The organism is Streptomyces beihaiensis, from assembly GCF_026274175.1.
GTDB classification, from domain to species: Bacteria; Actinomycetota; Actinomycetes; order Streptomycetales; family Streptomycetaceae; genus Streptomyces; species Streptomyces beihaiensis.
The window spans coordinates 1-18,624 of the sequence record NZ_JAPHNL010000027.1 but is presented as its reverse complement, the minus strand read 5'-3'; the positions used below and the strand labels follow the sequence as shown (position 1 = coordinate 18,624).

General features: G+C 71.6%; 16 protein-coding genes and 3 pseudogenes. 11 read left to right on the top strand and 8 right to left on the bottom strand.

All coding sequences use genetic code 11. The features are described from left to right. From OFY01_RS04235 to OFY01_RS04220, 4 genes and pseudogenes are all read left to right on the top strand, one after another. Positions 1-168: pseudogene (locus OFY01_RS04235) on the top strand (glycosyltransferase family 1 protein); the annotation flags it as partial. Further along, a complete protein-coding gene (locus OFY01_RS04230) occupies positions 162-917 on the top strand; it encodes a class I SAM-dependent methyltransferase (protein ID WP_266596408.1) in 756 nt (251 codons plus the stop codon). The pseudogene OFY01_RS04235 and the gene OFY01_RS04230, both read left to right, overlap by 7 nt. Next, entirely contained in the window at positions 914-2,011 is a 1,098-nt protein-coding gene (locus tag OFY01_RS04225; protein ID WP_266596406.1) for a prenyltransferase/squalene oxidase repeat-containing protein, read from the top strand. The genes OFY01_RS04230 and OFY01_RS04225 overlap by 4 nt, the downstream gene beginning before the upstream one ends. A gap of 142 nt (positions 2,012-2,153) precedes the next feature. Further along, positions 2,154-2,684, top strand: coding sequence for a hypothetical protein (locus OFY01_RS04220; RefSeq protein WP_266596412.1), 531 nt, complete (start codon positions 2,154-2,156; stop codon positions 2,682-2,684). Positions 2,685-2,718: 34 nt separating this feature from the next. Here OFY01_RS04220 and OFY01_RS04215 read toward each other — a convergent pair whose 3' ends face one another. From OFY01_RS04215 to OFY01_RS04195, 5 genes and pseudogenes are all read right to left on the bottom strand, one after another. Further along, positions 2,719-3,729 (bottom strand): LLM class F420-dependent oxidoreductase, encoded by a 1,011-nt coding sequence (locus OFY01_RS04215; RefSeq protein ID WP_266596404.1) that lies wholly within the window; start codon positions 3,727-3,729, stop codon positions 2,719-2,721. A gap of 136 nt (positions 3,730-3,865) precedes the next feature. Beyond that, the gene (locus OFY01_RS04210) at positions 3,866-4,732 is read right to left on the bottom strand and encodes a DUF5336 domain-containing protein (RefSeq protein ID WP_266596402.1); all 867 of its coding nucleotides are present in this window, start codon (positions 4,730-4,732) and stop codon (positions 3,866-3,868) included. 137 nt (positions 4,733-4,869) lie between these two features. Then, complete coding sequence (locus tag OFY01_RS04205; protein WP_266596400.1) at positions 4,870-5,763, bottom strand: N-acetylmuramoyl-L-alanine amidase; 894 nt, start codon at positions 5,761-5,763, stop codon at positions 4,870-4,872. A gap of 22 nt (positions 5,764-5,785) precedes the next feature. Next, complete coding sequence (locus OFY01_RS04200; protein ID WP_266596398.1) at positions 5,786-6,460, bottom strand: class I SAM-dependent methyltransferase; 675 nt, start codon at positions 6,458-6,460, stop codon at positions 5,786-5,788. A 266-nt stretch (positions 6,461-6,726) separates the two neighbouring features. Continuing rightward, positions 6,727-7,129, bottom strand: a pseudogene (locus OFY01_RS04195) (Scr1 family TA system antitoxin-like transcriptional regulator); the annotation flags it as partial. Positions 7,130-7,277: 148 nt separating this feature from the next. Between OFY01_RS04195 and OFY01_RS04190 the strand changes: the two are divergent. Continuing rightward, the gene (locus tag OFY01_RS04190) at positions 7,278-7,481 is read left to right on the top strand and encodes an ATP-binding protein (RefSeq protein ID WP_323135472.1); all 204 of its coding nucleotides are present in this window, start codon (positions 7,278-7,280) and stop codon (positions 7,479-7,481) included. 8 nt (positions 7,482-7,489) lie between these two features. Here the strand turns inward: OFY01_RS04190 and OFY01_RS04185 are convergent, their stop codons facing one another. Continuing rightward, the gene (locus OFY01_RS04185; protein ID WP_266596396.1) at positions 7,490-9,250 is read right to left on the bottom strand and encodes an MFS transporter; all 1,761 of its coding nucleotides are present in this window, start codon (positions 9,248-9,250) and stop codon (positions 7,490-7,492) included. Positions 9,251-9,620: 370 nt separating this feature from the next. Between OFY01_RS04185 and OFY01_RS04180 the strand changes: the two genes are divergently transcribed. The 5 genes from OFY01_RS04180 to OFY01_RS04160 all read left to right on the top strand — a co-directional run bounded on the left by OFY01_RS04180 (position 9,621) and on the right by OFY01_RS04160 (position 16,029). Further along, positions 9,621-10,532 (top strand): LysR substrate-binding domain-containing protein, encoded by a 912-nt coding sequence (locus OFY01_RS04180; RefSeq protein WP_266596394.1) that lies wholly within the window; start codon positions 9,621-9,623, stop codon positions 10,530-10,532. 63 nt (positions 10,533-10,595) lie between these two features. Further along, positions 10,596-11,840 (top strand): CaiB/BaiF CoA transferase family protein, encoded by a 1,245-nt coding sequence (locus OFY01_RS04175; protein ID WP_266596392.1) that lies wholly within the window; start codon positions 10,596-10,598, stop codon positions 11,838-11,840. A 7-nt stretch (positions 11,841-11,847) separates the two neighbouring features. Then, positions 11,848-13,032, top strand: a complete 1,185-nt coding sequence (locus OFY01_RS04170) for an acyl-CoA dehydrogenase family protein (protein WP_266596390.1) — start codon at positions 11,848-11,850, stop codon at positions 13,030-13,032. Positions 13,033-13,091: 59 nt separating this feature from the next. After that, the gene (locus tag OFY01_RS04165; RefSeq protein ID WP_266596388.1) at positions 13,092-14,285 is read left to right on the top strand and encodes a lipid-transfer protein; all 1,194 of its coding nucleotides are present in this window, start codon (positions 13,092-13,094) and stop codon (positions 14,283-14,285) included. Between the two features lie 289 nt (positions 14,286-14,574). Next, the gene (locus OFY01_RS04160; RefSeq protein WP_407700275.1) at positions 14,575-16,029 is read left to right on the top strand and encodes an MFS transporter; all 1,455 of its coding nucleotides are present in this window, start codon (positions 14,575-14,577) and stop codon (positions 16,027-16,029) included. An 18-nt stretch (positions 16,030-16,047) separates the two neighbouring features. Here OFY01_RS04160 and OFY01_RS04155 read toward each other — a convergent pair whose 3' ends face one another. After that, positions 16,048-16,662: a response regulator transcription factor gene (locus OFY01_RS04155; RefSeq protein WP_266596384.1), complete on the bottom strand. Its 615-nt coding sequence runs from the start codon at positions 16,660-16,662 to the stop codon at positions 16,048-16,050. Positions 16,663-16,845: 183 nt separating this feature from the next. Between OFY01_RS04155 and OFY01_RS04150 the strand changes: the two genes are divergently transcribed. After that, the gene (locus tag OFY01_RS04150; protein WP_266596383.1) at positions 16,846-18,423 is read left to right on the top strand and encodes an alpha-L-arabinofuranosidase B; all 1,578 of its coding nucleotides are present in this window, start codon (positions 16,846-16,848) and stop codon (positions 18,421-18,423) included. Here the strand turns inward: OFY01_RS04150 and OFY01_RS04145 are convergent. After that, positions 18,401-18,624 (bottom strand): annotated as a pseudogene (locus tag OFY01_RS04145) (sensor histidine kinase); the annotation flags it as partial. The gene OFY01_RS04150 and the pseudogene OFY01_RS04145 sit on opposite strands and share 23 nt — an antisense overlap.

Genomic DNA, 18,624 nt, shown 5'->3' with positions numbered 1-18,624 from the left:
CGGCTCGGCGCCGCGGGCCGCGCCCGGGTCCTGGAGCGCTTCACCTGGGCGCGCGCCGCCCAGGGCACGGCCGAGCTGTACCGGGAGGCGATCGACGCCGCCCGCGGCATCCCCGTAGCCGTACGACCGCAATCGCAGACCCCCACCGAAAGCAGGGCCACGTGCTGACCGTCGACTTCACCCGTTTCCCGCTGGCCGCGGGCGACCGCGTCCTCGACCTCGGCTGCGGAGCCGGACGGCACGCCTTCGAGTGCTACCGGCGGGGGGCCCAGGTCGTCGCCCTCGACCAGAACGGCGAGGAGATCCGCGAGGTCGCCAAGTGGTTCGCCGCGATGAAGGAGGCCGGGGAGGCCCCGGCGGGCGCCACCGCCACGGCCATGGAGGGCGACGCGCTCAACCTCCCCTTCCCCGACGCCTCGTTCGACGTCGTCATCATCAGCGAGGTCATGGAGCACATCCCGGACGACAAGGGCGTACTCGCGGAAATGGTGCGAGTGCTGAAGCCGGGCGGCCGCATCGCCGTCACCGTGCCCCGCTACGGCCCCGAGAAGGTCTGCTGGGCGCTGTCCGACGAGTACCACGAGGTCGAGGGCGGCCACATCCGGATCTACAAGGCCGACGAACTCCTCGGCAGGATGCGCGAGGCCGGCCTCAAGCCGTACGGCACCCACCACGCGCACGCGCTGCACTCGCCGTACTGGTGGCTCAAGTGCGCGTTCGGCGTCGACAACGACAAGGCGCTGCCGGTGAGGGCGTACCACAAGCTGCTCGTCTGGGACATCATGAAGAAGCCGGCCCTGACCCGGGTCGCCGAGCAGCTGCTCAACCCGGTCGTCGGCAAGAGCTTCGTCGCCTACGCCACCAAACCGCACCTGGCGGAGGCCGCCGCCGGGACCGACGCCGGGGCCACTGAGTGAGCAGCCCCGAGCGGACCGGACGGACCGAACTGCTCGTCCTGCCCGGTGTCCTGACGGCCGATCAGGCGGCGCACACGGTACGGGGCATTCTGGCCGTCCAGCGCCCCGACGGCGCCATGCCGTGGTACCGCGGCCACCACCTCGACCCCTGGGACCACACCGAGGCCGCCATGGCGCTCGACGTGGCAGGCGAACACGAGGCCGCCGAGCGCGCCTACGCCTGGCTCGCCCGCCACCAGAACGACGACGGCTCCTGGTACGCCGCCTACCACGACGGCGACGCCACCGACGTCACCGACCGGGGCCGCGAGTCCAACTTCGTCGCGTACGTGGCCGTCGGCGTCTGGCACCACTACCTCTCCACGGGCGACGACGCCTTCCTGGACCGGATGTGGCCGGTGGTGTGCGCGGCGATCGAGTGGGTGCTGCGGCTGCAACAGCCCGGCGGCCAGATCGGCTGGAAGCGCGAGCAGGACGGGACGCCGGTGAACGACGCCCTCCTGACCGGCAGCTCATCGATCCACCACGCCCTGCGCTGCGCCCTCGCCATCGCGGAGGCGAGGGAAGCCCCCCAGCCCGACTGGGAGCTGGCGGTCGGCGCGCTCGGCCACGCCGTCCGCCGCCATCAGGACCGTTTCCTGGACAAGAGCCGCTACTCGATGGACTGGTACTACCCGGTCCTCGGCGGCGCCCTGACAGGCTCCGAGGCGCAGGCGCGCATCGAGGCGGACTGGGACCGTTTCGTCGTACCCGGCCTCGGCGTGCGCTGCGTCGTCCCCAACCCGTGGGTCACCGGCGGCGAGAGCGCGGAACTGGCCCTGGCCCTGTGGGCGATCGGCGAGTCCGACCGCGCCCTGACGATCCTCAAGGACATCCAGCACCTGCGTGACCCGCGCACCGGCCTGTACTGGACCGGTTACGTCTTCGAGGACCGCGCGATCTGGCCCGAGGAACTGACGACCTGGACCGCGGGTTCGGTCCTGCTGGCGGTGGCGGCCCTCGGCGGCGACGAGGCCACCTGCGAGGTGTTCGGCGGGACACAGCTGCCGTCCGGCGTCGAGCCGGACTGCTGCGAACCGGGGACAGATGCCTGAGCGTGATCGCCCGAGTGGCGCAGCCGGGCGGGGCGGGTGACGCTGCGGGAAGTGCAGTCTCCGCCCGGAGGTACCAGTGGACACCCGACACGCTCGCCCGCTCAGCGCCCTTCCGGTACGCCGCCTGATCGTCGCCGTGCTGATGTGCGGCGCCCTGCTCGGCGGCACCGTGGCGTGCGGCGGCTCGTCGAACACGGGGAAGACCGTGAACGACGTCGTCAACGCGGCCGCCACCCCGAGTGCCACCAGCTCCGCCGAACGCCAGAAGTTCGCCAAGACCCGCTTCGTGGCCAACGCGGGCCTCGCCGCCGGCGCCACCTACCAGTGGATCGTGAAGCCGTGGAAGGCGGGGAAGTTCAAGAAGGGTGCGAGTGGCCGCAAGTGGGCCCTGGTCAAGGCGGGCGTCGCGGGCGCGTTCACGTACAACCGGCTCAAGGCCGCGGTGAACAACGCGAAGGGTGATCCGACCCTGTCGAAGGCGGTCGCGCCGCTGTCGGCGGGCATCGACTCGCTCAAGGACCTGCCGAAGAAGCTGCGCAAGGGCGACGGCGTCGACTCGGTGGCCGGCTCGTTCAACGACATGATCAGCAACGTCAAGGACGCGGGCAGGAGCGCGGGCGCGACGGTGACGGACAAGGTTCCGTCGGCGAAGGAGCTGGCGAAGGGCTCGTAGACGGCCGGGTCCGATCCCTTACGGGGCAATACAACTAGGAGTTGAGCTCCGCCAGCACCCGCAGCGTGACAGGGTCCGGTGACAGGACGAGCAGGTCCGTCACCGGGCCCTTGCGCCACAGTTCGAGGCGCTCGGCGATCCGGGCGCGTGGACCGACGAGCGAGATCTCGTCGGCGAACGAGTCCGGCACGGCGAGCACGGCCTCCTCCCGGCGCCCGGCCGCGAACAGCTCCTGAATGCGCCGGGCTTCGGCCTCGAACCCCATCCTCGCCATGAGGTCGGCGTGGAAGTTGCGGGTGGCGTGGCCCATGCCGCCGATGTAGAAGCCGAGCATCGCCTTGACGGGCAGCAGCCCTTCGCCGATGTCGTCGCACACCTTGGCGCGGGCCATCGGCGCGATCATGAAGTTGTCGGTCAGGTCGGTGAGTGACGCCTCGTACACGTCGGTCCGGGTCGGTGACCAGTACAGCGGCAGCCAGCCGTCCGCGATCCGGGTCGTCTGCGCGATGTTCTTCGGACCTTCGGCGCCCAGCAGGATCGGCAGATCGGCGCGCAGAGGATGCGTGATCGGCTTGAGGGGCTTGCCGAGGCCGGTACCGTCGTCGCCCAGGTACGGGTGGGTGTGGAAGCGCCCGGCCGCCTCGACGGGCCCCTCGCGCCTGAGCACCTGCCGTACGACGTCCACGTACTCGCGCGTGGCGGTCAGCGGGGAGCGGGGGAACGGGCGCCCGTACCAGCCCTCCACGACCTGCGGCCCGGACAGGCCGAGGCCCAGCATCGTGCGGCCGCCGCAGAGGTGGTCGAGCGTGAGGGCGTGCATGGCCGTGGTGGTGGGGGAGCGGGCGGCCATCTGCGCGACGGCGGTGCCGAGGCGGATGCGGGAGGTGTGCGCGGCGAACCACGTCAGCGGCGTGAACGCGTCGCTGCCCCACGACTCGGCCGTCCATACGGAGTCGTAGCCCAGCTCCTCCGCGTCGCGGACGAGTTGGAGACGGCCGGGGTCGGGGCCGCGGCCCCAGTAGCCGAGTGCGAGTCCCAGGCGCATGCCGCCGCCCACCCTTTCTGATTGCCCGTCAGAAACGGTCCAGCGGCGGCGACTGTACGCGAAAGGCCCCTCGCCCGGAAGAGAGAAGGGCGAGGGGCCTCGGCGGCGACCGGTGACGATCGGTGGCGAGAGGGCGTCAGCCGCGCTGGATGCCCGTGGTGTCCTGCAGCACGCCGCGACGGCCGTCCTGCGTCTGGGCGACCAGGCCGGGGCCGCGCTGCTCGACCGCCAAGTACCAGGTGCCGGGGGCCAGTTCCGCGATCGGCGTCGGCGAGCCGTCCTCCCCGTACAGCGGGCGCGGCACCGGCACGGCGAACCAGAACGGCGAGAAGTCACCGGCGGGCTGTCCGCCCTGCGCGGGCGCCGGTGCGGCGGCCTGCTGCGGCTGGGGCTGAGCGCCCCCGTAGGGCTGGCCGGGGCCGGCCGGGCCGGGCTGGGCCAGCTGCGCGCCGTACGGCTGAGCGGGCTGCTGGGCGCCGGGGTAGCCGTAACCACCCTGCGGCTGGCCGCCGTAGGGGCTGACCGGCTGCGGGGCCTTGGGGGCGCCGACGAGCGGGGCCTTCAGGGCCGGGACGAGCGGGGTGGCGATGGCGGCGGCGGCCATGACCAGGGTGGCGACGAGGGAGAGGATGAGGCCGGTGCCCGCGCCGAAGCCGGAGTCGTTGCCGGAGCCGAGGTTGTTGAAGCCGCTGGCCGGGTCGAAGATGTTGCCCAGCGCGGACCACGCGGCGAGCACGCTGGCCGCGATGCCGAACTGGCCGAGGTCGATACCGGCGATCTTGCGCTGCTCCGGAAGCCCACGGCTCACCACGATGAGCGCGGCCCCGATGATGCCCGCCAGGACGACGCCCATCAGGATCGGGCCGCTCTCCCAGGAGTTGGGCAGGCTGACGCTGTCGGGCGCCCCGTCGATGGAATAGATATCGAGGAACGAGGCGATGAACAGCAACACCGCTGCTCCGATCACCACGCCGTCGCCTCGAGTGAGGGAGCGGATATTCACTACTTGATCCTTAGGTCCTACGTCGGTCGTCTCGTCATCGAAAGGAGGCGGCTCAAAGCACGGGGGTGGCCCCTCATCGTAGGGAGACACTATCGCCCGCGTGCCGACGGTGTCTGCCGAGATCCCGACCGTGACGGTCACCGCCGCAGGAAACTCATGATTCCCTCAGAGATGCCCTGCGCGGCCTTCTGGCGCCAGGCGCCGGAGGTCAGTCGGGCCGCGTCCCGGGGGTCCCGCATGTTGCCGCACTCGATGAAGACCTTGGGGACCGTGGAGAGGTTGAGGCCGCCGAGGTCGGAGCGGGTGTCGAGGCCCGTTCCGCCGCCGATGTAGTTCGACCGTGGCTCGCCGGTGACCTGGTGGAACGCGGTCCCGATGCGCTCGCCGAGGTCGCGGGAGGGCGCGACGATCGGGCGGGTGTCGGCGGCGCCCGCGTGCACCGCCGCGGGAAGGATCACATGGAACCCGCGGTTGCCCGCGGCGGAGCCGTCCGCATGGACGGAGACGACGGCGTCGGCGTGCGCCTTGTCGCCGATGCGGGCGCGCTCGTCGATGCACGGCCCCCAGGGGCGGTCGCCGTCCTGTGTGAGCTTCACCGTGGCGCCTTGTTTCTCCAGGATCGTACGCATCCGCCGCGCGACATCCAGGGTGAAACGGGCTTCCGTGTAACCGGCGTCGGTGGACGTGCCGGTGGTGTCGCACTCCTTGGACTCGTTGCCGATGTTCACGGTGCGATTGATATCGGTCGTATGCCGAAAGTTCCCCGGATTGTGACCGGGGTCGATGACGACGACTTTGCCCTTCAGGGGGAGCGGCACGGTGCCGTTCTTGGCGTCGTCCGTCGGCGACGGGCTGCCCGACGCGGGTGGCGTGGCCTTCTTCAGGGCACCCTCGCCCGTACCGCCGATCACCTGCCAGCCGAGCCACACCGCGGGCGCCGCCACGGCGAGCGCGGCGACCGTGACGAGAGCGGGGAGACGGCGGCGTCGGGGAACGCGGGGCGCATCGGGATCCGGACCTGTGTACGACACGTCCCCGACCCTAACGGTGGTCTCAGATCCCCGCGCCCGTCCGCCGCAGCACGCGCAGCGAGTCACACGCGCTGACCTCGCTGAACGCGCCGGATTCGAGGGCCCGCAGATACACCCGGTACGGTGCCTGGCCCGTCCACTCGTCGTGCTTGACCGGGAAAACGTCATGGATGACGAGCAGCCCGCCGTCCACGACATGCGGCGCCCAGCCCTCGTAGTCGGCGGTGGCGTGCTCGTCGGTGTGCCCGCCGTCGATGAACACGAGCCCCAACTTCCCGCCCCATACCCTCGCCACCTGCGGCGACCGCCCGACGAGCGCGACGACGTGCTCCTCAAGGCCGGCCGCGTGCAGGGTGCGCCGGAACGTCGGGAGCGTGTCCATCAGGCCGATCACCGGGTCCACGGTCTCCGGATCGTGGAAGTCCCACCCCGGCTGCTGCTCCTCGCTGCCGCGGTGGTGGTCGACGGTGAGCGCCGCGACCCCGGCCCGGCGGGCGGCGTCCGCCAGCAGGATCGTCGACCGCCCGCAGTACGTGCCGACCTCCAGGAGCGGCAGGCCGAGCGCCCCGGCGTCGACGGCCGCACGGTACAGCGCGAGCCCTTCGTCGACCGGCATGAATCCCTTGGCCCCCTCGAAGGCCGCGAGAACGTCCGGGGCGGGGCAGACGGCGTCGTTCGTCGTGGTCATGCCGGACATGGTGCCTTACCGGGGCCATCCGCCGTACGGCAGGCACGGTGACCGCGACGAACGGGCCCGTCTCCCCGGCGACTGCGGACCGGCGTGGCGGCCGCTCTGCTTTCGGTCGACTGGCCTTGGTTGCCGGGGCGCGGATCGGGGGGCCGGAAAGTGTCGCAGTGTTACGTAGAACTGCGACACTCTTCTGGGAGGGGGCTTTCGGGCTGGTGAGGGTGGGGTCGTGGTGTGCTCGCGCACACGCCGCCGCCGACTCTCTCTCAGACCCGGTCATCGTCGAACCGGAGCAACGTGAAGGGCCCCATCATCCCCGTGTGTCGCCCGACCGAGAACGGCAGCACCTGGATCTGCACCCATGGGTTCGCCGCGAAGTCCAACAGGTGAGCCAGTTGTTCGCGCATGACGGCTCGGCCGCTGAGAACGCAGCACCAAGCCCACGAGCCCCGAGAAGAACCCCTCCGTGCCCAGCGCGGCGTCCACCCGCTCGCTGAAATCCCTCGTCGGCACCTTCTTCGCGCACTCGATCTGGCCCACCAGGGAACCCGTACAGAAGATGATGTCGCCCAACTGCCCCAGGTTCAGCCCCGCCGCCTCCCTCCGGCGGCGCAACTCGAACCCGAAGTAGTCCAGCGGCGAGGCGCCGGGGTCCAGGTCTCGGCGGATGTTCGGCATGGGCGGTCACCCCGCTCGTGCAACGCCTCGCGGCGTTCCGATCAAGCCGTAGCCGAGCGTAATCGGCCCGCTCCACGCTGGTGGCACGAACCACGTAATCGACCAGCCCGAGGAGGGACTTGGGCTCTTCTACCGCCTCAGCTTCACCGTGGGTGAGCACAGCGTGCGGCACCTGCGGCGCATCCTGCGGTTGCACCTCGCGGCGTGGCACGACGGGCTCGCCGAGAGCGGGCGCGGCCTCACCGTCGTCGCCGAGGTCACCAGCCGGTGGGGCGTACCGCGGCACGGCGGGCCCGGTGGTGGGAAGACCGTCTGGTTCGAGTGCGACCGGCCCGCCACCGGGAAGCCGTGAGCGTCACGTCACCCGGCCGCCGGGGCCTGCGTCTCCAGCGCGCCGAGCGCCAGATCGAGGTCGACCGCGCGGTCCTCGCCGTGGTGCGTGGCGGCTGAGGCGCGCGGGGCGTGGCCGGGGGCCGTGGCGGCGAGGACGTACGAGCCGCCGGAGGGGACCGCGAGGGCGTAGCGGCCCTCCGGGTCGGTGAGCGCCGCTCCGGCCTGGCGGCCGCGCCGGTCGATCAAGGTCACCTTGGCCCGGTGCAGCGGGGCGCCCGCCGGGTCGAGGACGCGGCCGCGGAAGGCGGCGAGGGCCTCCTCGGCGCGGACCAGGTTGGCGTCCTCCTCGCTGCTGGCCCGCAGCTGCGTGTGCTGCGCCGCGGACGCGGCCCCCGCGCGGCGGCGGCCCGGCAGGAACACCGCGCACACCACGCCCAGCGCGACCGCGGCCGTGGCGATGAGGAAGGAGAGCCGGAAGCCGTGCATCGTCGGAACGGCGATGCCCTGCACATGGTTCGACGTGTTGGCCAGGACCATGCCGATGACCGCGGAGGACACCGACGTACCGATCGAGCGCATGAGGGTGTTGAGGCCGTTGGCCGCACCCGTCTCGGACGGGTCGACCGCGCCGACGATGAGCGCGGGCAGCGACGAGTACGCGAGACCGATGCCCGCGCCGACGACGACCGAGATGACGACGGTCTGCCAGGCGGCGTTCATGAGGCCGAGCCCGGCGCCGTAGCCGATCGCGATGATCACCATGCCGAGCAGCAGTGTCACCTTCGGGCCGAACTTGGCCGACAGGCGGGCGTAGACCGGCGCGGTGAACATCATCGTCAGGCCGAGCGGCGCCACGCACAGGCCCGCGACGACCATGGACTGACCGAGGCCGTAGCCGGTGGCCTTCGGCAGCTGGAGCAGCTGGGGGAGGACGAGCGAGATCGCGTAGAAGGCGACACCGACCATGATCGAGGCGAGGTTGGTGAGCAGCACCTCGCGGCGGGCCGTGGTGCGCAGGTCGACCAGCGGCGCGGCCATCCGCAGCTCCATCACGCCCCATGCGACGAGCACGACGACCGACGCGCCGAACAGGCCGAGCGTGGTGCCGCTCGACCAGCCCCAGTCGCTGCCCTTGGTGATGGGCAGGAGGAAGAGGACCAGGCCGAGCGAGAGGCCGATCGCGCCGATCAGGTCGAAGCGGCCCTCCGCGCGCAGCGGGCTCTCCGGGACGAGGGCGAGGGTCAGGGCGATCGAGAGGACGCCGAGACCGGCCGCACCGAAGAACAGGGCGTGCCAGTCGGCGTGCTGCGCGACGAACGCGGCGAGCGGCAGGCCGAGGCCGCCGCCGACGCCGATGGACGACGACATGAGGGCCATCGCCGAGCCGAGCTTCTCGCGCGGCAGCATGTCGCGCATCAGGCCGATGCCGAGGGGGATGGCGCCCATGGCGAAGCCCTGGAGCGCACGGCCGACGATCATGACGAGCAGCTGGTCGGTGAAGCCGCAGACGAGGGAGCCGACGACCATGATCGCGAGGCTGGCGAGCAGCATCCGGCGCTTGCCGAACAGGTCACCGAGCCGGCCCATGATCGGCGTGGCGACGGCGCCCGAGAGGAGGGTGGAGGTGATCACCCAGGTGGCGTTGGAGGGGGCGGTGCCGAGCAGCTCGGGCAGGTCCTTGATCACCGGCACGAGCAGCGTCTGCATGACGGCCACGACGATGCCGGCGAAGGCGAGTATGGGGACGACTCCGCCGGTGCGGCGGGCTGTGGTCGTCGGCTGGGACATTACGGAGGGCCTCCGGACGGCGGTCTCACGGCAGGAGAGGACAGGACTGGACAAGGCGGGATGGGGCAAGGCGGAACGGAACAAGGAGAAACGGAACAAGATGGAACGGAACAAGGCGGGATGAGGCAGGGCAGGAAAGGATGGACAGAACAGGACAGGACGGGACAGGGCGGGACAGGGCGGGACGGCAGGGTGAGACGGGACGGCATGGGGTGAGTGACGCTCGGTGGCGGCAGATCGCGTGTATGTCGAACCGGTTGGCTTGGGCGACTATTCCGGCGAATGTCGTACGACCCGGATTCTTGACTGTTTCATTACGTGAAACATCGCTCGGGCCGCACGTCCACGGCTGATCCGTAACCTCGGCGGCGTGGAACTGAGACACCTCACCGGCTTCGTGGCCGTCGCGGACGAATTGCACTTCGGCCGTGCCGCGGCGCGCCTGCACATCGCCCAGTCACCGCTGAGCCAGCAGATCAAGCTCCTCGAGCGCGACCTCGGGGTCCAGCTCTTCGAGCGGACCACCCGCTCCGTCCGCCTCACCCCGGCGGGCCGCGCCCTCCTGGAACCGGCCCGCCGCCTCCTCGCCGACGCGGAGACCCTGCGGCGAACCGTCCGTGCCGCGCACCTCGGCGAGACGGGGCGGGTGACCGTCGGGTTCGGCGGGGCCAGCGCGTACTCGGCGCTGCCCGCGCTCACCCGGGCCGTGAACTCCGAACTTCCGGGCGTGGAGCTGGTGTTGGAGGGGCAGATCTTCACCGGTGAGGCGCTCGCCCGGCTCACCGACGGCACCATCGACCTGGGCGTCGCGGCGCTCCCGGTCCGCCGGGGCATCACCGCCCGCGTCGTCCGCGCCGAACCGCTCGTCTGCGCCCTGCCCGAGGGGCACAGGCTGGCCGAGCGGGCCGGGGTGACCTTCGCCGATCTCGCGCACGAGCGGTTCGTCACGTTCCCCGTGGCGCGCGGCTCGGCCGTGCGGGAGGCGATGGTGCAGGGGTGCCACGACGCCGGATTCGCACCCCGTATCGCCCAGGAGGCGCCGGACTCGTACAACCTGCTGGCCCTGGTGGGGGCGGGGGTCGGCGTCGCCGTCGTGGTCGGTTCCGCGCGCTCGATCCACCTGGAGCACGTCGTGTTCCGGCCGCTGACCGGCCCCGGCGTGCCCGTCCTTCCCATCGCCCTCGCCTGGCGCACCGGAAACGACAGCGCCGCCCTCGCCGCCGTCCTGGGTGTCGCCGAGCGGGTGCTGCCCACGCCGCCGCCATCGGATTATGTGCCATAGCCGCGTACCGGGTGCCGGAATCAGTCTTGGACAGTACTTAATCCCGGGGGCAGAGTGATCCCCATGTCTCAGCCGTCCACCGGAGCCGCCGCGCCGCTCGCCGGAGCCGCCGCGCCGCTCGCCGGAGCCGCCGCGCCGCTCGCCGGAGCCGCCGCGCCGTCCGCCGGAGCCGCCGCGCCGCTCGCCGGGATCAAGGTCGTCGACCTGTCCAAGATCCTCGCGGGCCCCTACGCGACGATGTCCCTCGCCGACCTCGGCGCCGACGTGACCAAGGTCGAACACCCCGAAGGCGGCGACCCGACACGCCGCTGGGGCCCGCCGTTCCAGGGCGACGACGCCACGTACTACCTCGCGGCCAACCGCAACAAGCGGTCCGTGACCATCGACCTCAAGTCGCCCGACGGGCGGGCCGCCGTCGACCGGATGCTCGCCGACGCGGACGTCCTGGTGGAGAACTTCCGGCCGGGCAGCTCACTCGCCGAACTGTTCGACTACCGCGACCTCACCGCCCGCCACCCGCGCCTCGTCGTCCTCCACATCTCCGCCTTCGGCGACACCGGGCCGCTGCGCGACGAACCCGGCTACGACATGGTCGCCCAGGCCGCGGCCGGGCTCATGTCCCTCACCGGCGAGCCGGACGGCCCCCCGGTCAAGGCGGGCTTCGCCATGGGCGACCTCGGCGCCGCCCTGTTCGGCCTCATCGGTGTCACCTCCGCCCTGGTCGAGCGGGCGCGTACCGGCCGCGGCCAGTACGTCACCACCTCCCTCTACGAGACCCAGCTCGCCCTGCACGCCAACTGGGCCACCGCCCACTTCGCCACCGGCGAGCGCCCCACCCGCCTCGGCTCCGGCCACCCGAGCCTCGTCCCGTACCAGGCGTACGCGGCCGCCGACGGCCACTTCGTCATCGCGGTCGGCAACGACACCCTGTTCCGCGAGCTGTGCGCCGCCCTCGGCCTCGACTCCCTCGCCGCCGACCCCCGCTTCGGCACGAACGCCGCCCGCGTCACCAACAGGGCCGAACTGAACGCCCGGTTGGAGGCCGTCCTCGCCCGCCGCACCGTCGGTGAATGGTGTGACGCCCTCAAGGCGCGCGGCGTCCCCGTCGCGCCCATCCGCTCCCTCGACGAGGTCTACGCCTGCCCGCAGACCGAGGCCCTCGGCATCGTCCAGGAGGTCGACCACCCGGCAGCCGGGACCTTGCGCCAGGTCGCCTTCCCCGTCAGCTTCAACGGTGTGCGCCCCGCCGTCCGTACGGCGCCGCCCACCCTCGGCCAGCACAACTCACCGATGGACCAAGGAGTCTGAGACCGTCATGCCGTTCCCCGCGCTCGACCCGAACGACCCGCTCGCCCTCGAATCCCTCCTCACCGACGAGGAACGCGCCGTGCGCGACACGGTCCGCCAGTACCTCGACGCCAAGGTCGAGCCGCACATCGCCGACTGGTTCGAGGCGGGCGAACTGCCCGACCTGCCGGGCCTCGCCCGAGAGTTCGGCGCGATGGGCCTGCTCGGCATGCACCTGGAGGGGTACGGGTGTGCCGGGATGTCGGCGCGCGCGTACGGGATCGCCTGCCGCGAACTGGAGGCGACCGACTCGGGCCTGCGCTCCTTCGTCTCCGTACAGGGCTCCCTGGCCATGTTCGCCATCCACCGGTTCGGCTCTCAGGAGCAGAAGCGGGAGTGGCTGCCGCGGATGGCGGCGGGCGAGGCGATCGGCTGCTTCGGCCTGACCGAGCCCGACCACGGCTCCGACCCGGCGTCCATGGCGACGCGGGCCCGGCGCGACGGTGCAGACTGGATTCTCGACGGCCGCAAGATGTGGATCACGAACGGTTCGGTGTCGGCGGTGGCCGTGGTCTGGGCGCGGGACGATGAGGGCGTCGTGCGCGGCTTCGCCGTGCCCACCGACACCCCCGGCTTCTCGGCGCCGCTGATCAAGCACAAGATGTCGCTGCGGGCCTCGGTGACCAGCGAGCTGGTCCTGGACGGGGTACGGCTCCCGGCCTCCGCGCAGCTCCCCGGAGCCCGCGGCGTCGGCGCCCCGCTCACCTGCCTCAACGAGGCCCGCTACGGAATCGTGTGGGGCGTGACGGGCGCGGCCCGCTCGGCGTGGCAGTCGGCCCGCGCATACGCCTTGCAGCGCGAGCAGTTCGGCAAGCCGATCGCGGGGTTCCAGCTCACCCAGCAGAAACTCGTCGACATGGCCCTGGAACTCCACAAGGCCACCCTGACCGCCCTGCACCTCTCGGCGCTCAAGGACTCGGACGCCGGGGTGCACCCCGCGCAGATCAGTTTCGGCAAGCTCAACAACGTCCGCGAGGCCATCGAGATCTGCCGCACGGCCCGCACGATCCTCGGGGCCAACGGCGTCTCGCTCGAATACCCGGTGATCCGCCACGCCAACAACCTGGAGTCCGTGCTGACCTACGAGGGCACGACCGAGATGCACACCCTGGCACTCGGACAGGCGCTGACGGGCCACGCGGCCTTCCGCTGACCGCGCGCCCCTGCCATTATCTGACGCATCGTCAGGTAATGGCAGGAGGCCCCGCAGCCATGAAGTCGTACATCGCAGGCGTCGGCATGACCAGGTTCGAGAAGCCCGAGACGCGCAACTGGCAGTACTGGGACATGGCCAAGGAGGCGGGCACGGCGGCCCTGGCGGACGCCGGTGTGACCTACGAGGACGTCGAGCAGGTCCCCGTCGGCTACTGCTTCCAGCCGTCGACGGCCGGTCAACGGGCGGCGTACGAACTCGGATCGACCGGCGTCCCGATCTACAACGTCAACAACAACTGCGCCACCGGATCGAGCGCGCTGATGCTCGCCAGGCAGCTCGTCGAGGGCGGTGCGAGCGACTGCGTGCTCGCGCTCGGCTTCGAGAAGATGAAGCGCGGCGCGCTGGGCGGCGGTGCGGACGCGGGCTCCGACTTCCAGACGTCCCCCGTCGCCCGCCACTACGGCGTCATGGCCGCCCGCCACGGCTTCGAGATGACCCCGCCCACGGCCCAGATCTTCGGGGACGCGGCGCGTGAGCACAGGGAACGGTACGGCACGACCGAGACCCAGCTCGCCGCCGTCGCCGCCAAGAACCACCGGCACTCCGTGAACAACCCGTACGCGCAGTTCCAGGACGCGTACACGGTGGACGAGATCCTGGCCGCCACGACGATCCACGCGCCGCTGACCAAGCTCCAGTGCTCGCCGACGTCGGACGGAGCGGCGGCGGCCGTGGTGGTCTCCGAACGGTTCGTCCAGGAGCGGGATCTCGGCGGCCGGGCGGTGGAGATCGTCGCCCAGTCGATGACGACGGACACCGAGGAGTCCTTCGCGTCCGGCTCGTGCGTCGACGTCGTCGGGCAGCCCATGTCGCGGGAGGCGGCGCGCCAGGTGTACGAGGCGTCGGGCCTCGGCATCGACGACGTCGACGTCATCGAGCTGCACGACTGCTTCTCGATCAACGAACTGCTCACCTACGAGGCGCTCGGCATGTGTGAGCCCGGCGCGTCCGGCAAGCTCGCCGAGTCGGGTGCGACGACCTACGGCGGGCGCTGGGTGGTCAACCCGTCGGGCGGCCTGATCTCGAAGGGGCATCCGCTGGGCGCCACCGGCATCGCCCAGCTCGCCGAGCTGACCTGGCAGTTGCGGGGCGAGGCGGACGCCCGCCAGGTGCCGGGAGCCCGAGTCGGCCTCGCCCACAACATCGGTCTTGGCGGGGCGGCGGTGGTGACCATGGTGCGGCGGCCGTGAGAACCGCGAGCCCGGGTGACCGGCGGGAGCGGTCTCGCGGAGCCGCCGATGCACCTGATCGCGTCCGGATCGGCCGTGATGACCTCCGCCGTGATCTCCGCCGTGATCTCCGCCATCGTCTCCGCCGTGATCTCCGCCGTCGTCTCCGCCGTCGTCTCCGCCGTGATCTCGGTGTCCGCCTCGGTGAACGGGCGCCTGGTCCTAGGCCGCGGGACGTATGACCCGGGACCGAGAGGCTGCGGCCAAAATCTGATGTACGGGGCGCCTGGCCCCTGCGACCATGACAGGCATGCTGCGATCCCCCTCCGCCCCCGACACGGACTGCGCCGCCCGCTCCGGCACACGGTCCCGCGCCGCGACCCCGCCCGCCTGGCTGGTGGTGGCCGTCGCCTGCGCCGGGCAGTTCCTCGTGGTCCTCGACGTCTCCGTCGTCAACGTCGCGCTGCCCTCCATGCGCGCCGACCTCGGCATGAGCGCCACGGGGCTGCAATGGGTGGTCAACGCGTACTCGATCGCCTTCGCCGGGTTCATGCTGCTCGGCGGACGGGCCGGGGATCTGTTCGGACGCAAGCGGATGTTCCTCGTCGGCCTCGGCCTCTTCACCGTCGCCTCGCTCGCGGGTGGCGCCGCGCAGGCCGACTGGCAACTGCTCGCCGCGCGCACCGCGCAGGGCCTGGGTGCCGCCGTGCTCGCGCCGTCCACACTCACCATCCTCACCTCCGCCGTCCCCGAGGGCGCGGCACGGGCCCGCGCGATAGCGACCTGGACGGCCGTCGGGGCCGGCGGCGGCGCGGCGGGCGGGCTCGTCGGCGGCCTGCTCACCGAGTCGCTGAGCTGGCGCTGGGTGCTGCTCATCAACGTTCCGCTGGGCGCGCTCGTCCTCGCGGCCGCCGCCCGCTGGACCCGTGAGTCGCGGGCGGGCGGGGAGCGCCGCCTCGACCTGCCGGGCGCCGTCCTCGTCACCGCGGGCACGGCGACGCTCGCGTACGCCATCGTGCAGACCGAGGCCGCGGGATGGGGCTCGGCCCGGACGCTGGTGCCGATGGGCGTCGCGCTCGCCCTGATAGCGGCGTTCCTCGCGGTCGAGACCCGCACCCGGCTGCCGCTGATGCCGCTCGCCCTGTTCCGCGTACGGTCGGTGGCGGCCGCCAACGCCGCGATGTTCGTGTGCGGCATGGGCAGCTTCGCGATGTGGTTCTTCATGACCCTGTACGCGCAGAACGTGCTCGGCTACACGCCCATCGAGGCGGGCCTCGCGCTGGTGCCCAGCTCGCTCGCGGTCGTCCTCGGCTCGAAGACCGCGCCGCGGCTCATGCCGCGGTTCGGCGCGCGGAACGTGGCGGTGACCGGTGTGCTCGTCACCGCGGCCGGGTTCGCCTGGCAGTCGACGATGAGCGCGCACGGCTCCTACGTACCGACGATCATGCTGCCCGGGATCGTGATGATGGCGGGCGCCGGGTTCGCGATGACCCCGCTGGCCTCCCTCGCCACGTCGGGCGCCGAGCCCGGTGACGCGGGGCTCGTCTCCGGCCTGGTCAACACGTCCCGGACGCTGGGCGGTTCGCTGGGTCTGGCGATCCTGTCGACCGTCGCGGCGAGCCGCTCCGCCGGGTTGGCGGACGCGTCCTCGCTCACGCGCGGATATGCGGGGGCGTTCCAGGCGGGAGCCGGGATTCTGCTGGTGGCGGTCGCTGTGCTGGTGGTGTGGGCGCCGCGGGAGGGGCGTGAGGAACCGCGCGGGTGACGCGGTCGCCCGCGCCCCTCAGAGCCACCCTTGGCGCCTGGCCTCCCGCCATGCCTCGGCGCGGTTGCGCGTGCCCGTCTTCCCGATGGCGGACGACAAGTAGTTGCGTACGGTCGATTCGGACAGATGCAGCCTTTCGGCGACATCGGCCACGGTCGCCCCGTCGGCGGAGGCCCGAAGCGCGTCCGCCTCCCGCGCGGTCAGCGGGCTCGGCCCCGCCGAGAGAGCCGCCGCGGCGAGCGCCGGATCGATGACCGTGTCGCCGCGCAGCACCTTCCGGATCGATTCGGCCAGTTCCTCCACCGGACCGTCCTTCACCAGGAACCCGGCCGCTCCCGCCTCCATCGCGCGCCGCAGATAGCCGGGCCTGCCGAACGTCGTCAGGATCAACACCCGGCACCGAGGCACCTGGTCGCGCAGCGCCGCCGCCGCGTCGAGGCCGCTCATGCCGGGCAGTTCGATGTCGAGCAGCGCCACGTCGGGGCGGTGGGCGAGCGCGGCGTCGACGATCGCGTCGCCCGCCGCGACCTGCGCGACCACCTCCAGGTCCGGTTCCATGCCGAGCAGCAGCGCGAGCGCGCCCCGCATCATCCCCTGGTCCTCGGCGAGCAGGACACGTACGCGAGCTGTCACGCGGGCAAGAGTACGGGCCGTCGCGGACTCCGGCCCGGTCAAAAGAGTCGCCCCGATCCGTTCCGCACGTCTTGACGGCCCCGGGGGCCCGTCCAACAATCACCTCTGCTCACCTCATTTCGAACAACGTCCGGTATTTCGAACGTTCGCGCTCGATTCAACCCGCAACGGAAGAGGTCAACCGTGGCTCCAAGACGTACGCGCCCCACGTCCCCCGCTCCACGGCTGAGAACCGCGCTCCTCGCCGCGCTCTCCGCCCTGGTCACCGTCCTCGCGCTCGCCATCGGGCTTCCCGGGCCCGCGCAGGCCGCCGGCTCGCTGCCCTGTGACGTCTACGCCTCCACCGGTACGCCCTGCGTCGCCGCGCACAGCCTCACGCGGGCGCTCTACTCCTCGTACGACGGGCCCCTCTACCAGGTGAAGCGCGCCTCGGACGGCGCCACCACCGACGTCGGCCCGCTGGCCACCGGCGGTTACGCGAACGCCGCCGCCCAGGACTCCTTCTGCTCCGGCACCACCTGCGTCATCACCAAGATCTACGACCAGTCGCCGCGCCACAACGACCTGACGGTCGAAGGCGCCGGGGGAGCGGGCGCGGCCGACGTCGGCGCGCCCGCCGACGCGCTGCCGGTCACCGCGGGCGGCCACCAGGTCTACGGCCTGGAGATATCGGCCGGAATGGGCTACCGCGACGACTCGACGTCCGGCGTGGCCACCAACGGCGCCGCCGAGGGGATGTACATGGTCACCTCCGGCACCCACGTCAACGGCCGCTGCTGCTTCGACTACGGCAACGCCGAGACGAACAACAAGGACACCGGCAACGGCCACATGGACGCGATCAACTTCGGCACCGAATGCTGGTTCTCGCCCTGCTACGGCAAGGGGCCCTGGGTCCAGGCCGACTTGGAGAACGGCCTGTTCGAGTCCGACTCCGGCTACAGCAAGAACTCCTCCGACACCGGCACCGGAGCCATGCCGTTCGTCACCGCCCTGCTGAAGAACAACGGGCAGGATCACTTCGCGCTCAAATACGGCAACGCCCAGTCGGGCGGCCTCACCACCACCTACTCCGGCGGCGAACCCACCGTCAACGGCGGCGGATACTCGCCCATGCACCAGGAGGGTGCCATCGTCCTCGGCACCGGCGGCGACAACAGCAACGGCTCCATCGGCTCGTTCTTCGAAGGCGTGATGACCGCCGGAATCCCGACCGACGCCGCCGACAACGCCGTCCAGTCCGACATCGTCTCCGTCGGCTACGGCGCCTCCACCGGCGCCACTGGCTCCCTGACCCCCGGCTCGGAGATCTCGCTGCGCGCGACCACGTCCTGCTGCACCAGTGACTACGTCCGCCACCAGAACAACGCGGCGGTCATCTCCCCGATCTCCTCCAGCAGTTCCTCCCTCGACAAGAACGACGCCACCTGGATCGTCCGCAAGGGCCTCGCCGACGCCTCCTGCGTCTCCTTCGAGTCCCGCAACTATCCAGGCGACTATCTGCGGCACTACAACTTCCACGTCTACCGCCAGCCCATGGACGGCACCGCCCAGTTCAGAGCCGACGCGACCTTCTGCCCGACCGCCGGAAAGAGCGGCACGGGCACGTCGTTCGCCTCGTACAACTACCCGTCCAAGTACCTGCGTCACTACGACTACAACCTCTACGTGGCCGGTGACGGCGGTTCCAACGCCTGGGACAGCACCAGCTCCTGGGCGGACGACGTGAGTTGGGCCGTCAGCGGGCCCTGGGCGCCGTAGCCGCGGCGGCGATCTCCGGCGGGGTCACGGTCTTGGTCGGCACCTCGGCCGTGACCGTGAACCCGCCGTGCGGCGCCGGACCGGCCCGCAGCGAACCACCGGCCGCCGCCAGGCGCTCGGTCAGGCCCTTCAGTCCGGTTCCGCCGGCCTGAAGGGCCCCGGCCGCGGCCCCGGCCGCGGCCGCGGCCGACGGCTCCGCTG